The sequence below is a fragment of the Erwinia sp. 9145 genome (assembly GCF_000745075.1).
In the GTDB taxonomy this organism is placed as follows: domain Bacteria; phylum Pseudomonadota; class Gammaproteobacteria; order Enterobacterales; family Enterobacteriaceae; genus Erwinia; species Erwinia oleae.
Map to the genome: position 1 here is coordinate 374,185 of NZ_JQNE01000001.1, position 16,286 is coordinate 390,470.

Sequence of the window (16,286 nt, forward strand, 5' to 3'; positions counted from 1 at the left end):
AGGAACCCTATGAAATATTGGCTAACAGGTGCGTTTTCCCTGCTTATCGCGTCAGGCGCCTGGGCGCAGAATTACAACATCGTCTCCTCGCCTTCGCTGAAACTGAATATCTGGATCGACAACGTGAAGAGCAACGCGCCGGCAAGCTGGTGCGCCAGCGAGCTGCCGCTGCGCATTGTGGCGAACGGCAGCAAAGATCCCGCCGTGCTGAATGAGTTTCTGCCGCGCGTCGGTAGCCTGCTGGCGAAACAGTGCGCAAAGCTGACCACTATTCGCTGGCAAATGAATGACGGCAGCGGGCAGACGCTGGCGAAAGGCAGCGCCAGCAAAGCACAAAAATGGGCAGTGCAGGTTACGCCGGAAGCCGCGGCGCCGGTTGCTGAACCCGCCACCGCGTCCGCTCCCGAACAGACACCCGCCACCGCGTCTGTTCCTGAACAGGCGCCCGCGGTCGCGCCGGAAACGCTTTCCCCGCCTGCGGACACCACGCCGTGGAGCCAGTTCAGCCTGATGGACGGCTGTCACTTCCGCACCTGGTGGCGCAGCGGCCAGACCCACGCGCTGTTTGTACCGGCGAAAGGCGGCGTGACCTGCGGCAGCGACGGCTGGCTGAGCGGCGAAAGCCAGATAGAGCGTTCAGACTCCCGCGCGGCCAAAAGCCAGCGCGTGATCTTCCTTCAGGGATTCCCGGTAGCCGGCCTGAGCGCGAAAGCGCTGGGACGCGATCTGCAAATCACCACGGTAAATAACGAGCGCATGGTGCTGAGCGATGAGAAATCGCCGCAGAGCTGGATGCTGGTGCCCTATGCGCCGACGCTGAACGGCTGGCAGGCCGATGGCACGGTGGCGATACAGATATCGCCCGCTGAGGCCAGCGACGAAAGCGCGCTCAAGGCGCGTCTCGATGAAGTTCGCAAAGTGTGGTCGCCGTATCTGGCAAACGCCAAATCACTGTCGTTCAGGCTGGTTCCCGCGCTGCATCCGCAACTGCGCGATCCTGCTGCTGGCGCGTTTCGCACCATCAATTAGTTTATCGTCTGGCTGAGGAAAGGCTATGCACTCTCTTAATCAACTGATGGCTGGCGCGACGCTGGCAGACACCCTGACGCGCGTTGAAGCGGATATCAGGCGACGCCCGGCAGACGCCGATCTTCGCGCCGCGTTTGTGCAACTGCTGTGCCTGGCAGGCAACTGGCCGCGGGCGCAGATGCAGCTTAAGTCCTGGCTGGCGATGAAGCCGCAGGCGCAGCCGACGGTAACGCTGTTGGAGCAGGCGGTGGCGGGCGAGATGCAACGTGCCGATGTGTTTGCCGGTCAGGCGCAGCCGCGCATGCCTGGCGAAGCATTTGGCTGGGCCAGCTTGCTGCTGGGCGCATTGCAGGCTGATGTTGCGGGCCTGCACAGTGAAGCTGAAACGCTGCGCGCATCGGCTTTTGAGGCCGTCGACGTTAATCCGGCTACCCTGACGGAGCAGGGAAGCGACGCGCTTCATTCCGTTGAGTGGCTCATTGATGGCGACGTTCGGCTTGGCCCGATATGCGAACTGATTGTAAACGGTCGCTATACGTGGCTGCCCTTTGCCGCCGTCAGCGAGCTGCGTTTTCAGGCGCTCGCCAGCGCGACCGACCTGGTCTGGCGGCACACGCTGGTGCGGCTGATCGACGGCAGCGAGCAGGTCTGCCAGATCCCGGTGCGCTATCCGTTTGCCAGCGACGCCGCCGATGCGCTGCTTCTGGGTAGCGTCACAGAGTGGCATCCGCTCGGCGAGCAGTTTATCGGTCACGGACAGAAAACCTGGCTGAGCGCGGAGGCCAACTTTCCGCTGTTAAACCTGGACGTTGTCACCTTTAACCCTGATGGCCGCGCACCATGAGTAATGATTTCGAGCGCAATCCGCAGCAGGATCTGCTGCGCGGCGGTCATCGCCATCGCAGCAAGCAGGATGCGTTGAACGTACGTGACAAAATGCAGCCTTCGCTGCTGGATCGCCTCACCGATGACGCGCCGGATAAACAGCAGGAGCCGCTGAGCAGTACGGTGATTTCGCACAGCGCGCTGCGCCGCAACGTCCTGCGCGATCTGCAATGGCTGTTTAACAGCATCAATAATGAAGCACAGCAGGATCTCCAGCCGTTTGCACATGTTCAGCGCTCGGTGGTTAATTTTGGTGTGGCGGCGCTGGCCGGTCAGCTGATGTCGGATATTGAATGGGCCGATATTGAACGAAACCTCGCGCAGGCGATTTTGCACTTCGAGCCGCGCATTTTGCCGGCGGGCCTTGCGGTGCGGTGCGTCTCCGATGATAAGAAAATCCAGCTGCACAACATGCTGTCGATTGAGATCAAAGGGCGGCTGTGGTGCGTACCTTATCCGCTGGAGTTTCTGTTTCGCACCGATGTCGATCTGGAAAACGGTCATTTTGAGCTTAAAGACGTAGGGTAACCATGGACAGCAAACTGCTCGATTATTACAACCGCGAACTGGCCTACCTGCGTGAGATGGGCGCGGAATTTGCCGAACGCTATCCAAAGGTCGCCGGGCGGCTCGGCATGCGCGGTATTGAAGTGGCCGATCCTTATGTCGAACGGCTGATGGAAGGGTTTGCCTTTCTGACCTCACGCGTGCAGTTGAAAATGGATGCGGAGTTTCCCCGTTTCTCTCAGCGGATGCTGGAGATGATCGCGCCGAACTATCTGGCACCAACGCCATCAATGGCGATTGCGGAACTGCATCCCGATGCCAAAAAAGGCGACATCACCCGTGGCTTTCTGGTGCCGCGCGGCACGTTGATGGACAGCCAGGCATTGAAAAAGAACGGCGTAACCTGTAGCTACACCACCGCGCATGACGTCGTGCTACAACCGGTGAGCATCGAACGCGTGGAGCTGGGCGGCGTCCCGGCGGATATCCCGTTGGCGTCGCTGGGCCTTAGCCAGCGCGGTGCGGTGAGCGCGTTGCGGATACGTCTGACTACCCGTAACGAGATGATGCTGAATAACCTGACCTTCGATAATCTGATGTTCTTTCTCAGCGGGCCGGATATTCAGGCGCAGCAACTGCTGGAGCTGATTATGCAGCACAGCGTCGGCTTCTTCTGCCAGACCGTGGAGGCCAACCCGCAGCGCGTAGTCATGGGCGATGACGCGCTGAAGCAGGAGGGCTTCGCGCCGGAACAGTCGCTGCTGCCGGACGACCTGCGTAACTTTGACGGTTATCGCCTGCTCCAGGAATACTTTGCCTTTCCCGCGCGCTTCCAGTTTGTCAGCATCGGCCAGCTCAGGCCGCTGCTGGCGAAGTGCGGGCCTGGCGTGAAAACGATGGAGATCGTTCTGCTGCTGGACAAAGCCGATTCCGCGCTGGAGCGGGTGATCGATAAAAGCCATCTGGCGCTGCACTGCACGCCGGTGATCAACCTTTTTCCCAGAACGGCCGAGCGGCAAAAAATCAGTGACGACGTGCATGAGTACCATCTGGTTGCTGATAATATCCGGCCGCTCGATTATGAAATTTTTTCGGTACAAAAGCTTTACGTCTCCGGGGAAAACAGCCGTGAAGAGCAGGTCTTCCGGCCGTTCTGGAGCACCTTCGGCCGCGACGAAGGCGACTATGGCGCCTACTTTTCGCTGCGCCGCGAGCCGCGCACGCTGTCGGAACACGCCCGGCGCTACGGTACGCGAACCGGCTACGTGGGTTCGGAGGTTTTTCTCTCGCTGGTGGATGAACGCCAGTCGCCGTGGCGCGACGATCTGCGTCATCTGACGGCGGAAGTCATGTGCACCAGCCGCGACCTGCCGCTGATGCTGCTTCAGCAGGATCAGGGACACTTTATGATGGCGGACTCCATTCCCGTTGGGCAACTGACGCTGCGCAAAGGCCCGACGCCGCCGCGTCCGGCCCTGGCGGAAAACATGGCGACGTGGCGATTGATAAGCCATCTGCAAATGAACTACCTGAGCCTGATGGACAGCGAAGACGGCCAGGGCGCATCGGCGCTGCGTCAACTGCTTGGCCTGTATGCCAACCTGGCCGAACCGTCAGTCGCCCGGCAGATCGACGGCATTCGTCACTGTCAGCTCAAGCCGGTTTACCGGCGCGTGCCGGAACCCGGCCCGATTGTTTTCGCGCGCGGCATCGGCATCGATTTGAGCGTGGATGAACAGGCCTTTTCGGGCGCCAGTCCGTGGCTGCTGGGCAGCGTACTGGAGCGCGTTTTCGCGCGTCTGGTGGCGATCAATGCCTTTACGGAAGTCACGCTCAATAGCCAGCAGCGCGGTGAAGTGGGCTACTGGGCGCCGCGTATGGGTAAAAGGGCGCTGATATGACCGCGCCGCTGAAAATCTGGTCTCTCCAGCGGCTGCCGAAATCGTTTTGGCAGACGGTAAGCCATAAGCCCTGGCGATACGATCTCTTTCAACTGCTGCGTCGGCTGGATGCGCAGGGCGGCGAACGTTATCCGCTGGGCCGTGCGCCGCTGCCGCGTCATGAGCCGCTGCGCATCGGTCAGGAACCCTCGCTGGCGTTTGCCCCGTCAACGCTGGCGAAGGTGAGCCCGCGCGAGAACACGCCATACCATGACGTCTCTGTTTACAGCTTTGGCCTGTTTGGCCCGAACGGCCCGCTGCCGGTTCACCTCACCGAATACGCGCGCGAGCGCATTTATCATCATCAGGATCACAGCCTGTCGGCGTTTGCCGACCTGTTTCATCATCGCCTGACGCTGCTGTTTTATCGCGCATGGGCCGACGCACAGCCGACCGTGTCATTGGATCGCGCCGACAACCGTCGCTTCGAACACTATCTGGCCAGCCTGATTGGTATGGGGCAGCCGGGGCAGCTTAACAACGGCAGCCTGAGCGCGCATGCACGCTACGCGGTAGCGGGCCATTTGTCCCGCAACGGGCGGGACGCCAGTGGGCTGGAGAAAATTCTTCGTCACTATTTTAACGTGCCGGTCAGGCTGGTTGAGAACGTACCGCACTGGCAGCCTGTCAGCCCACGCGAACGGGCAAGGCTCGGTGCCGGACGGCATATGCCGAGACTGGGAGAGTCCGCCTTTTTGGGCGTGGCGGTGCGCGATATTCAGCACAAACTCCGCATCGAGCTCGGCCCGATGCCGCTGGAAGACTACACGCGGTTTTTGCCCGGCAAACCGTGGGCGACGCAGCTTCGCGACTGGGTGAGGCAGTATCTCGGCATTGAATACGTCTGGGATGTGCGGTTGATCCTGCGTGCCGACGAGGTGAAAGGCGCGACCCTCGGCGGCCAGTCTCTGCTGGGTCTGAGCTGCTGGCTGGGGCAGGCGGCCCGGTCAACTCCACGGGGCGAGCTGTTGTTCAGCCCGGAACCACGCGAGGGCACCGGCGAATAAGCAATATAAAGGACGCATTCAGGACGTATTACTATAAGGAAAATAGTATGTTCAGGACGACAGGCAGTAGTGAATTTAACAACGCTGTTCAAGCGTTAAAGACGGTCAGTAATGCGCTGGGGTTCCACTATATCAACGGTCACGAGGCCCGGCGGCGATTCTTTGACGAAATAAATCAGTTAATTGCCTGGGTAAAGCATGAAGTGGATATCCACTGTATGTCGCAGAGCGGCGCCATCAAAACGTTGCAAGAAGAAACCGCCAGCCTGCGGCAGCAGGAATTTCAGATGATCACCCGACACGTAAATCACTTTGCGGGGGTAGAGAAGAAGAGCGAAAACGGTAAGGCAAACCTTGTGCTTAAGCAGGTGGGATTCGTCGGCGGCGGGACGCAGATATTTGCCGGTTTTGGCGTCTGTATGGCCTCAATGGGTGCGGCCTGCGCCGCCTTCGGCAGCCCGTTGATAGCGCATGGTCTGAATAATTTTTATGAAAATGGCTATTACCTGCTGTTCAGAAAAGAGGTAAGCGGCTATACGCGGGAAAGCTACCGGAAAGTCGCGCGGGTGCTGGGATACAGTGGCAACCAGGCTGATATGGCTTATAGCGCGGTAGATATAGGGTTGTCTGCTTATGGTACAGGCAGGCTGGTTTTAAAGGAGAATACTTATCGGCTCTTCAGACATATTAATAAAGATTTTATTCGCAACTGGAGAACAATGGGTAAAATTCCACTGGCACTGGAGGCATTTGGTAGCGGCGTTAACCTTTACGGAATTCATCAGCTGAGTAAAGGAGATGAGTGATGTATGATGATGTTACTCTCTATCAGCAAAATGCGTGGCTGGGCGTAATCTACATGGCAGTGTCTGCAATTTTCGCCTGGTGCTTTTGGGTATTGAAAAGGAAAAAATATTTTTCTTCCTCATCTGTAAAGGTTTCAGTTTTTATTACCATTCTGTCTTTGGCGTTTTCTCAATACCTGATATTCAGATTTGGTATGAGTGATATCTATGAATTGCTCTCACTGTATCCTGCTCGCGATTTATATATCAGGTTAGCTGCATTACTTTTCTGCATAGTCTATTTGTATTTTCTTCCCATCAGAATGAAGACGGACTTTGATGCAAGAAAACAGTGAGTAAGGGAATGCCAATATACAGTATGCTGGCTGGCAACTGGAGCAGAGGCGGTAAGGATAGAAGCTCGATGGAAACGGAGTTTCGCAGCGTGGTACACTCTCGCAAAGCTCATTGGGTTATTTTTTTCATTTTCTTATCTCAATTTTAATTATGATGGTAATGACATTGGTTAAGCTTAAAATAAGCCTTCAATCAAGGTGTTATCAATTCTGTTCTTATTGTGTCGTTATGCTTTTGGCCACCATCCAGTTAATCATATCACAAGATAGCATTGACGACGTCTATCGTTACTTCGGCTATCCGATATGGGACGACACTTACGTCAGATATTCAGCGCTTTTTTTCTTTATTCTTTATCTTTTTTATACGCCAGAGTGGCGAACAGATAAGACGTAAATATTAATACAGCAGTGAGACGTTAAAATCTACTTCACAGCAATTCCGCTTAATCAGTTAATTAACCACTGAGAATCATTATGTCTGAAATCAGCCGCGCCGTACTGTTCGGCAAACTGGACACGCTGTTATTCACTTCGCTGGAAAGCGCCACCGCCTTTTGCAAACTGCGCGGTAATCCCTATGTGGAGCTGGTGCACTGGCTGCATCAGCTGATGCAGCAGCAGGAGGGCGATCTGCAACAGCTGATCCGTTATTTTTCACTGGATGAAGAGGCGCTGACGCGGGATATTGTCGCCGCGCTGGATCGCCTGCCGCGCGGCGCCAGCGCGGTGTCAGATCTCTCGGAGCACATCGATAGCGCCGTAGAACGCGCCTGGGTGTACGGTTCGCTGAAATTTGGCGTACAGCAGATCCGCGGCGGACATCTGATTATCGGCCTGCTCAAAACCTTCAACCTGGCAAACCTGCTGAAAAGCATCTCACCGCAGTTTGCCCGCGTCAGCGCCGACACGCTGCTTGAGCAGTTCGACAGCGTGTTCGAAGGCAGCAAAGAGACGCAGCAGATGGCCGCTGCGCCACAGGATCCCGCCGCCGCGCCGCAGCAGAAAGGCACGCTGGCGCAGTATGCGCAGGATCTCACCGCGCGGGCGCGGGAAGGAAAAATCGATCCGGTTGCCGGTCGTGATGAAGAGATCCGACAAATGGTCGACATCCTGATGCGCCGTCGCCAGAACAATCCGCTGCTGACCGGCGAGGCGGGCGTGGGTAAAACGGCCGTCGTCGAAGGGCTGGCGCTGCGCATCGCGGCGGGCGACGTGCCCGCGCCGCTTCAGGCGGTGCAGCTATGGCTACTGGATATCGGCATGTTGCAGGCGGGCGCAGGCATGAAAGGCGAATTTGAGGCGCGGCTTCAGGCGCTGATCAACGAGGTGCAAAGCAGCCCGACGCCGATCGTTCTCTTTATCGATGAAATCCATACGCTGGTCGGCGCGGGAGGCCAGCAGGGCACCGGCGATGCGGCCAACCTGCTTAAGCCTGCGCTGGCGCGCGGCCAGTTGCGCACCATTGGCGCCACCACCTGGGCTGAATACAAAAAATATATTGAAAAGGATCCGGCCCTGACGCGCCGTTTTCAGACCGTACAGGTGCATGAGCCGGACGAGCAGAAAGCGCTGCTGATGCTGCGCAGCACCGTCTCGCCACTGGAAAAACATCACCGCGTGCTGCTGCTGGATGAGGCGGTGTCGGCGGCGGTCACGCTGTCCCATCGCTATATTCCTGCCCGCCAGTTGCCTGATAAAGCGGTGGCGCTGCTTGATACCGCGTGTGCGCGCGTCGCCGTCAGCCAGAGCGCGCAGCCGCCGCAGCTTGAGGACTGCCTGCACCGCATTCACGCGCTGGAGATCGAAAAAGAGATTGCCGCGCGGGAAACCAAAGTCGCCATTGGCGATGCCGGGCGCATTGATGCGCTGGACGCGCAACTGGCCGATCTGGCTGCGCAGCGCGACGCACTGAACACACGCTGGCAGCAGGAGCGGGAACTGGTCGGGGGCATTATTGCCCTGCGTGCGCAGCTCCATGACGAGGCGGCGGCAGACGTTGACGCCCTTCATCTGGCGCTGGCCGACCGGCAGCAGCAGCTCCAGGTGCTTCAGGGCGATGCGCCATTGCTGTTTGCCGCCGTTGACGCCAACGTGGTGGCGGCGGTGGTCTCCGACTGGACCGGCATTCCGCTGGGCCGCATGGTGAAAAATGAGATCGACGCCGTGCTGAATCTCGCAGACACGCTGAATGAGCGGGTAATAGGCCAACGTCACGGGTTGGATCTGATCGCTAAACGTGTGCGCACGTCCCGCGCGCGGCTTGACGATCCTGACAAACCGGTCGGCGTCTTTATGCTGTGCGGCCCGTCCGGCGTCGGTAAAACTGAAACCGCGCTGGCGCTGGCTGAAACGCTCTACGGCGGCGAGCAGAACATCATCACCATCAATATGAGCGAGTTCCAGGAGGCGCACACCGTTTCAACGCTGAAGGGCGCACCGCCGGGTTACGTGGGATATGGCGAAGGTGGCGTGCTGACCGAAGCCGTGCGCCGTCGTCCTTACAGCGTGGTGCTGCTTGATGAGATCGAAAAGGCGCACCCGGACGTGCATGAGATCTTCTTTCAGGTCTTCGATAAAGGCTGGATGGAAGATGGCGAAGGGCGTCATATCGACTTTCGCAACACCATTATTATCCTGACCTCCAACGTTGGCACGCAGTTGATCAGCGCAATGTGCGCCGATCCTGAGCTGATGCCGGAACCGGACGCGCTGAGTGGCGCGCTGCGTGCGCCGCTGCTGGAGGTTTTCCCGCCTGCGCTGCTGGGCCGCCTGCTGGTGGTGCCTTACTATCCGCTGAGCGATGAGATGCTGGCCAGTATTGTTCGCCTTCAGCTTAAGCGCATTCAACGCCGCCTGGAGCAGAATCACGGCATTGTTTCCGAGGTGGATGAGAGCGTGATTGCGCAAATTGTGCAGCGCTGTACCGAAGTCGAGTCCGGCGGACGCATGGTCGATGCGATTCTCACCAATACCCTTCTGCCGCAAATGAGCCAGATATTGCTTTCCGCCAGCGCGCGCGATGAACGCTATCGCCGCCTGCGCGTAACCCTGGAACAGGGCGAATTTACCTGCCAGTTTGAGGCGTAAGCCCTTAACACTCAGAGAGTTGTCCATTATGTCAGAACACGATAATCCGCACGCAGTCCCGAAGGCCTTACCGGTGGGCTACCGCTTTAACGAGTTTGAAATCAAGGAAGTGATTGGCGGCGGCGGCTTTGGCATTGTCTATCGCGCCTGGGATCATCAACTTGAACGTACCATCGCCATTAAAGAGTTCATGCCTGCCTCGCTGGCGGTGCGTAATGACGATTTAACGCTGGTGCTGCGCAGCGATCGCTTCAGCAAAACCTTTCTTGCCGGTCTGAACAGCTTTATTCAGGAAGCGCGGCTGCTGGCCCGCTTTAATCACCCCAATCTGCTGCATGTGCTGCGCTTCTGGGTGCAGAACGATACCGCCTATATGGGCACCGCTTTTTATACCGGCACCACACTTTCTCAACTGCACAGCAAACGACCCGAAATGGTGAGCGATGCGTGGATACGCACGCTGCTGCCGCCGCTGTTCGGGGCCATCAACACCATCCATCAGGAAGGCTATCTGCATCGCGATATCTCGCTGGACAATATCCAGATTCAGGAGAACGGCGTGCCGGTGCTGCTGGATTTTGGCTCCGCGCGCAAGGCGATTGGCAACCTTTCTGACGAAACGGAAACCATGCTCAAGCCTGGCTTTGCGCCTATTGAGCAGTACAGCGACGACAACGAAAGCGAGCAGGGCACCTGGACTGATATTTATGCACTGGGCGCGGTGCTGCATACGCTGGTGGTGGGCGCGCCGCCGCCGGTCAGCGTGGTGCGCAGCATTGAAGACAGCTATCAGCCGCTGATGACGCTGCGGCCGGCGGGGTATTCGCTGTCGTTGCTGAACGCAATCGATCGTGCGCTGGCGCTACAGCCGGAAGATCGTCCGCAAACCGTGGACGATCTGGCCGCGCTGATGGAGCTGTCGCCAACCGATATCAACGAGATACACGAGGTGAAAATCAGCGGGCCAGGCACCATGTTGGTGCCGGTGGAGCCAGAGGCAGAGGTGCCGCCGAAAAGCGCAACCCTGAAGCGTTTTATTGTACCCGGACTGATTGCTGCTGGCGTGCTGGTCGGCATTGGCGTCGGCGCGATGATAGCCGGCGGCGACAGCAACCCGCCGCCGCCGACCGCGACTGTCCGCACCGACGCGGCCGCGCCTGTGGCGCCCTCTGAAACGGCGAGCGTTGCCGCGCCGGTTGAAACCACCAAACCGGTAGAAAAACCGGTCAGCCCGCCGCCGCCGGAGCCTGTTGCGCAGGTTTATATCAAGCTGCTGCCGGGCGACAGGGTAGCCATGAACGGCGATCCTCAGGCGCTGGTGCCGTCACCGAATGGATTCGCACTGCTCCAGCTACCGCCAGGCAACTACCGCTTCAGCATCAGCAACAGCGGTAAAACGCGCGATCAAAGCATTACCGTCGATCGTGAAGGTGTCTGGCTGCTGGATCCGCAAAGTTAACCTTTTTCCGCCCACCCCTACAGGGAGTTTATTATGTTTGATCGCATTACCGCGCAGCTGCCGGTGGAAGGTCTGCGCTTCTGGAAATTCGGCGGCAGCGAGGCCCTCTCAGGCGCCTTCATCTTCACGCTGCAACTGCTGGGCGAGGACGCCCGCGTTGACGGCCGGGCGCTCCTCGGCAAACCGGTCACCGTCACCGTTCCTCTGCCGGGCCTGGTCAGCGCGCCGCGTTATTTCAACGGAAAAATCACCGCCGTCTCGGTCGGCAGTCAGGCGCTGAACGACACGCGCTACGCCGTTTACACCCTCACCGTGGAATCTGACCTGTGGCCGCTGACCCGCGACAGGAACCAGCGCATTTTTCAGGGACAGACGGTGCCGCAGATGGTGAAAACGGTGCTGGGCGGCTACGGGGTGACGGTGGAAGACCAGCTGCGCGGGCGCTACCGCGTCTGGGAATACTGCGTGCAGTACCAGGAAAACAGCTTTGAATTCATCAGCCGCCTGATGGCGCTGGAAGGCATCTACTGGTACTTCCGCCATGCGGCAGACAGCCACACGCTGGTGCTGGCGGACGCGGCAGAGCAGCACACGCCGTTTCCCGGTTATGAAAGTATCCCGTACCACGTCACGGCTTCCGGCGGCACCACGTCGGAAGAAGGGCTTACCGGCTGGTTCGCCACGGAGCGCGTGACGCCGGGACTGTACAGCACCGACGACTACGACTTCCGCAAGCCGAACGCGTGGCTGCTGCATGCGCGGCAGAACCCGGCGTCGCCCTCGCCGGGGCAGATTGACGTCTATGACTGGCCGGGGCACTTCGTCGACCACGACCACGGCGAGGCCTACGCGCGCATCCGCCAGCAGGCGTGGCAGGCAGAGCACCGCCGCATCAGCGCCGGCGGCACCGCGTCGGGCCTGGCGCCCGGGCACACCTTCACGCTGACGAAGGCGCCGCATCCGGCCGATAACGGCGACTACCTTATCCTGTCGGCGACCTACGCGTTTGAGGAGAACAGCTACGCCAGCGGCGGCGGCACAGGCTCGCATCACACCGATATCACGGTGATACCGGCGGCGGTGACCTTCCGGCCGGTGTATGACAAGCCGTGGCCGCGCACGCACGGCCCGCAGACGGCGAAGGTGACAGGCCCGGCGGGCGAGTCCATCTGGACCGACAAATACGGCCGCATCAAGGTGAAGTTCCACTGGGACCGGGAAGGAAAAGGCGACGACACCAGCTCGTGCTGGGTGCGCGTCTCAAGCGCATGGGCGGGCCAGGGCTTCGGCGGGGTGCAGATACCGCGTGTGGGGGATGAGGTGGTGGTGGACTTCATCAACGGCGACCCGGACCGGCCGATAGTGACGGGCCGGGTGTACAACGAGGCGAGCATGCCGCCGTGGTCGCTGCCGGCGGCGGCGACGCAGATGGGTTTTCTCAGCCGCTCAAAGGACGGGTCGGCGGAGAGCGCCAACGCGCTGCGCTTTGAGGACAAAGCGGGTGAGGAGCAGCTGTGGGTGCAGGCGCAGAAGGACATGGAGGTGAACGTGAAGGCGGACGCCAGCCGGTCGGTGGGAAAGAACCACACGCATTACGTGGGTGAAAATGAAGCGCACCGGGTGGCGGGCGGTCGCATCCAGGGGGTGAAGGCGAATGAAACGGTGCTGACCGGGGGCAGAAAAAGCGATGCCGCGGTTGATGAGTACGTGCTGGGGTCAGGAACCACGCTGCGGCTGGTGTGTGGTGACAGCGCGATTGAGCTGACGGCGGCCGGGCAGATAAACATGACCGGGAAAGGTTTTAATATATTTGTGGAGGGGCACGGCTACATCAATACCAGAGACGGTAAGCTGAACCTGAACGACGGCACGGCCGCGGCGACCGTCGCGCCGGGGGCCGGACACAAAGGGGATATTGTCAGCGCATTGAAGGCGCTGTTTCCGGCAAATAAAGAATGAAAGGATGTTGCCTGCTACAGGCTCTTCACAAGCGGAGCAGGCTTTAGCAAATCCTCCCAAACTTACGCCATTTGGCAAACAAGTTGATAGTTTGGTGAGTAAATCACCAACTTTGAGCAGGGATCTGGATACACTGGATAAAAGGAGATGGTTGATTAAGGAAGGTCCGGCAGGGAAAGGCACTTTTGCTGACAGAAGTAATAAGTCTGTCAATATCGATAGTAATGAGCTTACACAACCTGAACGGGCTGTGCAGGCTTTATCACATGAGATCGGATATGCGCTCTATACGCCTGAAACAGACTTAACGTCGAAAGAGGCATATCTCAATAGTGCATTGAGCGATGAGGGTGCCGCCACGTTAAAGAATATTGAAGTGCAAAGAGAAATATTAAAGAATGGTGGTAATGATATCAGTATTGCAGGAAACTCCGCAAATAAGGATAGCTACAATATGATTTACGATAAAATGGTGAGTAAATCAATAGGGAGAAAAACGGCTGAAGAGCAAATTGGTCGGATCTTCGGGAAAGGGGAAGTTACATCGACTACTGGTGACAGTTACGAAAAATATTATGGAGGTTGGTATGATAAAACTTACCCGAATAAATAAAAAATTCGTTTTTCTGGTTCTGTTTTTAATAAAAATTAATACAACCTGGGGGATGGAAATGAAAAATAAAATATTTGGGAATTTATTAAAACTGTGCAAATAACCTTGCAGCAATCTCAAAGTAAAATAATTGACTCTGCTGGCCTTTCTTTTAAATTACAACGAGAAACAAATAATACAGTTTATTTTACTGGACAGGCACTGATGTTAAAAGACCAGACCGCCATTAATAACGTGGATCTCAGGGTCAGTAAAGGGAAAAACGTCCAACCTGCTTTCTTATCTTTCGAGGTGTCAGGTAAGTGCATTTCTAAATCGGATGTAAAAGAAAAATATCCTGATTTAAGCCTGACAGGTACACCTGGTGGTAGGTCACTGGATGAAACAACCAGTTACACAACTGTACCTGATGCTAATGGTATGACGCTTACCTTCAGTTTTGCCGAGAGAAATCCCGATTGTCTTAAAAGAGTGATCTTCGATTCAATTTGATTCAGGTTTAAATAACACCCTCGCTTATTCAGGCGTAATATTAAACGGCTGCTTTCTGGCATATAATATATAATTTAGTCCTCCATCGTAAGCACCTGATGGCACCACATCAAACTGATGGATGTTTATTGAAAAGGTCTGGTTAAGCGATATGAAAAAATTATGAGTTTTTTAATTTGTCAAACAATGGGAATGTAATATGAAGGGTTTGGCAAAAATTACAATCTTGATATTGTATTTTCTTCTGAGCTTTAATGCGTCCTCTGTGGGCGAGGTGCGTCAGTTTTCTTTACCCGATAATCCGGAGTTAATATTTAAAGATAAAGAGTTAAACAGGAAGCTGAAAATATTACTGGGTGGGTGTTATAGTGATTTTATCAATAATTTCGAGATTTATGGTGAGCCAAAGTTAACGCCATCAGGTGGATTTTTTATTGAAGGTTGGATGCAAGATTTACGAATGGAAAATGCTTCAGCCATGGTTGTTGAACCCAACGGGGGAATATACGTAGCCTGGTTGATTCCTGAGAATGAAAAGATTGAATATCGCACTAACGTTAAATCTGGCAGAGCCATTAATTCATATATAAAAGATTGGGCGGAGCGATTCAGCAATGTTTCATTTGATGAGAAAAAATATACTTCAAATCAGATAAGTGAGGAACCATTAGTTCGCCATTTCGATAGTCAGAAATTCACTATTAACCTCACCTTAATCTGCTCTGAAGAAGATTCTGGTTGCAATAGTGTATTATATGAGGGGAAGCGGCGTTCCGATGGCGCAACATTGATGCTAAAAGGTAAAGCAATAAGATCTCGCTGTGAAAAAGATATTTGCCCTGTAAACTCTTATCGGTTTGTTAACAATGGTACGGTTTATCTACTGGATACTCACCTGTCCTCTTTGATGGTTATTGATAAAAAGGGCATAGTTCTGCTCGATGAAAAAGGTAGCTGGTCTTACAGTAATAAGTAGAATCTAATACTCAATAAAAATGCTGACTCAGCGAGTTACGCCTTGAAAGTGCAACGGCTCTTGCTATTAATGCCGGATGGTAAATTTAACATGCTCCGGGTAACTATTTTGATAACAGATTGATCCCTCTCCGGGAAAGTGATGATTTTATTATGTCCGGGAAATTAAATGTGTTTTGTCTGTGTTTTTTTATTGTGTTTCTTTTAATTCCTGTATGTCAAAGTAAAGCGTATCAACAAGTTAAAACTGTCAGGCAGCATGAAAATCAAGAGGATCGCGCGGTAATGGCCGTTTATCAGGCGGTTAAGAAATATAATCTCTCCACGCTAAACGATCATTGTATTGCTTATGATTTTGACGATATTTCTGATATTCACTATTTCATTGTCAGAGTGCGCGAGATCAATACAGACACTATCTGTAAAGGTGATTCCAATATCTCAGTTAATTTATTCAGCTTTAAAGTAAGTCGTAAAGACTATTCTTTGCTGACGGATAAAGATTCGAAAGATGGGATTTTTCACCTTCTGCATTAGTTTAAGTTTTTTTAATAAACTGATTTTCTAAAGGAGATTTTTTATAAGGAAAGGGTACGCTGGGGCCGGTTTTGGGAGACAGCTGTTATCTTAAAATGAAAATGGGAAGAGCCAATTTCTTTTCAAATAATAAAAATAAGTAAGCTGAATAATTCATCAATTATACCTATCGAAATTTCTCATATATCACTAATCAGGTAATACCTATGCAATATCATCTTAATGAAGGATCTTTTTCGCTGCATAACAGCAGTTGGCTGGACAACAGCATGAACGTGCTGCGGGATGATGCGCATGGCATTACGATCGTGGTCAGCCGTGGCCCGGTTCCTGAGGGCAGCGACTTTGAGCAGGAATTCCATCGCCAGTGGGAGACGTTACGCACACAGATGACCGGCCTCCGGCAGTCTGATTTTGTCCGTGTCAACGTGGGCGAGCGTCAGCACATTCGCGGGGTACAGGTAAGCAGCCATTTCGAACGTAACGGTCAGACGCTGTATCAACATCAGCTTGCCGTACAGGCGGAAGGAAAACCAACGCTGATGGTCTTCACGTTTTCCGCGCTGCGCCCTTTTACCGATGAGGATGCGGTACGTTGGGAACAACTGAAAAACACCTTAATGCTTCATAATCCGGGACAGGATGCCTGAGT

15 protein-coding genes are annotated in these 16,286 nt (G+C 55.2%); all 15 read left to right on the forward strand.

From position 1 onward, the window contains the following. The first annotated feature begins 9 nt into the window (after window positions 1-9). The 15 genes from FA91_RS01910 to FA91_RS01980 all read left to right on the forward strand — a co-directional run bounded on the left by FA91_RS01910 (window position 10) and on the right by FA91_RS01980 (window position 16,284). Entirely contained in the window at window positions 10-1,029 is a 1,020-nt protein-coding gene (locus tag FA91_RS01910; protein WP_034912052.1) for a hypothetical protein, read from the forward strand. 25 nt (window positions 1,030-1,054) lie between these two features. Continuing rightward, on the forward strand, window positions 1,055-1,873 hold the full coding sequence (locus FA91_RS01915; protein WP_034912054.1) for a type VI secretion system accessory protein TagJ: 819 nt from the start codon (window positions 1,055-1,057) through the stop codon (window positions 1,871-1,873). Beyond that, window positions 1,870-2,442 (forward strand): type VI secretion system baseplate subunit TssE, encoded by a 573-nt coding sequence (gene tssE, locus FA91_RS01920; RefSeq protein ID WP_034912056.1) that lies wholly within the window; start codon window positions 1,870-1,872, stop codon window positions 2,440-2,442. The genes FA91_RS01915 and tssE overlap by 4 nt, the downstream gene beginning before the upstream one ends. A gap of 2 nt (window positions 2,443-2,444) precedes the next feature. Beyond that, a complete protein-coding gene (gene tssF / locus FA91_RS01925; protein WP_034912057.1) occupies window positions 2,445-4,322 on the forward strand; it encodes a type VI secretion system baseplate subunit TssF in 1,878 nt (625 codons plus the stop codon). Beyond that, the gene (gene tssG, locus FA91_RS01930) at window positions 4,319-5,368 is read left to right on the forward strand and encodes a type VI secretion system baseplate subunit TssG (RefSeq protein ID WP_034912058.1); all 1,050 of its coding nucleotides are present in this window, start codon (window positions 4,319-4,321) and stop codon (window positions 5,366-5,368) included. Before tssF ends, tssG begins: the two co-directional genes overlap by 4 nt. Window positions 5,369-5,415: 47 nt before the next feature. Further along, complete coding sequence (locus tag FA91_RS01935; RefSeq protein ID WP_034912059.1) at window positions 5,416-6,174, forward strand: DUF4225 domain-containing protein; 759 nt, start codon at window positions 5,416-5,418, stop codon at window positions 6,172-6,174. Then, window positions 6,174-6,509 carry a hypothetical protein gene (locus FA91_RS01940; protein ID WP_034912060.1) on the forward strand — a complete coding sequence of 112 codons (336 nt, stop codon included), beginning with the start codon at window positions 6,174-6,176 and terminating at the stop codon, window positions 6,507-6,509. The genes FA91_RS01935 and FA91_RS01940 overlap by 1 nt, the downstream gene beginning before the upstream one ends. A gap of 477 nt (window positions 6,510-6,986) precedes the next feature. Continuing rightward, entirely contained in the window at window positions 6,987-9,599 is a 2,613-nt protein-coding gene (gene tssH / locus FA91_RS01945) for a type VI secretion system ATPase TssH (protein ID WP_034912065.1), read from the forward strand. A gap of 28 nt (window positions 9,600-9,627) precedes the next feature. Then, on the forward strand, window positions 9,628-11,058 hold the full coding sequence (locus FA91_RS01950) for a serine/threonine-protein kinase (protein ID WP_034912066.1): 1,431 nt from the start codon (window positions 9,628-9,630) through the stop codon (window positions 11,056-11,058). A 33-nt stretch (window positions 11,059-11,091) separates the two neighbouring features. Then, the gene (tssI, locus tag FA91_RS01955; protein ID WP_034912067.1) at window positions 11,092-13,017 is read left to right on the forward strand and encodes a type VI secretion system tip protein TssI/VgrG; all 1,926 of its coding nucleotides are present in this window, start codon (window positions 11,092-11,094) and stop codon (window positions 13,015-13,017) included. A 4-nt stretch (window positions 13,018-13,021) separates the two neighbouring features. Beyond that, window positions 13,022-13,630 carry a hypothetical protein gene (locus FA91_RS01960; RefSeq protein WP_034912068.1) on the forward strand — a complete coding sequence of 203 codons (609 nt, stop codon included), beginning with the start codon at window positions 13,022-13,024 and terminating at the stop codon, window positions 13,628-13,630. A gap of 93 nt (window positions 13,631-13,723) precedes the next feature. Next, window positions 13,724-14,122 (forward strand): hypothetical protein, encoded by a 399-nt coding sequence (locus tag FA91_RS01965; RefSeq protein WP_156103024.1) that lies wholly within the window; start codon window positions 13,724-13,726, stop codon window positions 14,120-14,122. 199 nt (window positions 14,123-14,321) lie between these two features. Continuing rightward, the gene (locus FA91_RS01970; RefSeq protein WP_034912069.1) at window positions 14,322-15,098 is read left to right on the forward strand and encodes a hypothetical protein; all 777 of its coding nucleotides are present in this window, start codon (window positions 14,322-14,324) and stop codon (window positions 15,096-15,098) included. 152 nt (window positions 15,099-15,250) lie between these two features. Continuing rightward, complete coding sequence (locus FA91_RS01975) at window positions 15,251-15,634, forward strand: hypothetical protein (protein ID WP_156103025.1); 384 nt, start codon at window positions 15,251-15,253, stop codon at window positions 15,632-15,634. 206 nt (window positions 15,635-15,840) lie between these two features. Then, window positions 15,841-16,284 (forward strand): DcrB-related protein, encoded by a 444-nt coding sequence (locus FA91_RS01980; protein WP_034912072.1) that lies wholly within the window; start codon window positions 15,841-15,843, stop codon window positions 16,282-16,284. Window positions 16,285-16,286: the final 2 nt, after the last annotated feature.

What these genes read in the sequence shown, in the direction of transcription:
- FA91_RS01910 (WP_034912052.1), top strand. Translation starts at nt 10, where the DNA reads ATGAAATATTGGCTAACAGGTGCGTTTTCCCTGCTTATCGCGTCAGGC.
- FA91_RS01915 (WP_034912054.1), top strand. Translation starts at nt 1,055, where the DNA reads ATGCACTCTCTTAATCAACTGATGGCTGGCGCGACGCTGGCAGACACC.
- tssE (WP_034912056.1), top strand. Translation starts at nt 1,870, where the DNA reads ATGAGTAATGATTTCGAGCGCAATCCGCAGCAGGATCTGCTGCGCGGC.
- tssF (WP_034912057.1), top strand. Translation starts at nt 2,445, where the DNA reads ATGGACAGCAAACTGCTCGATTATTACAACCGCGAACTGGCCTACCTG.
- tssG (WP_034912058.1), top strand. Translation starts at nt 4,319, where the DNA reads ATGACCGCGCCGCTGAAAATCTGGTCTCTCCAGCGGCTGCCGAAATCG.
- FA91_RS01935 (WP_034912059.1), top strand. Translation starts at nt 5,416, where the DNA reads ATGTTCAGGACGACAGGCAGTAGTGAATTTAACAACGCTGTTCAAGCG.
- FA91_RS01940 (WP_034912060.1), top strand. Translation starts at nt 6,174, where the DNA reads ATGTATGATGATGTTACTCTCTATCAGCAAAATGCGTGGCTGGGCGTA.
- tssH (WP_034912065.1), top strand. Translation starts at nt 6,987, where the DNA reads ATGTCTGAAATCAGCCGCGCCGTACTGTTCGGCAAACTGGACACGCTG.
- FA91_RS01950 (WP_034912066.1), top strand. Translation starts at nt 9,628, where the DNA reads ATGTCAGAACACGATAATCCGCACGCAGTCCCGAAGGCCTTACCGGTG.
- tssI (WP_034912067.1), top strand. Translation starts at nt 11,092, where the DNA reads ATGTTTGATCGCATTACCGCGCAGCTGCCGGTGGAAGGTCTGCGCTTC.
- FA91_RS01960 (WP_034912068.1), top strand. Translation starts at nt 13,022, where the DNA reads ATGTTGCCTGCTACAGGCTCTTCACAAGCGGAGCAGGCTTTAGCAAAT.
- FA91_RS01970 (WP_034912069.1), top strand. Translation starts at nt 14,322, where the DNA reads ATGAAGGGTTTGGCAAAAATTACAATCTTGATATTGTATTTTCTTCTG.
- FA91_RS01975 (WP_156103025.1), top strand. Translation starts at nt 15,251, where the DNA reads ATGTCCGGGAAATTAAATGTGTTTTGTCTGTGTTTTTTTATTGTGTTT.
- FA91_RS01980 (WP_034912072.1), top strand. Translation starts at nt 15,841, where the DNA reads ATGCAATATCATCTTAATGAAGGATCTTTTTCGCTGCATAACAGCAGT.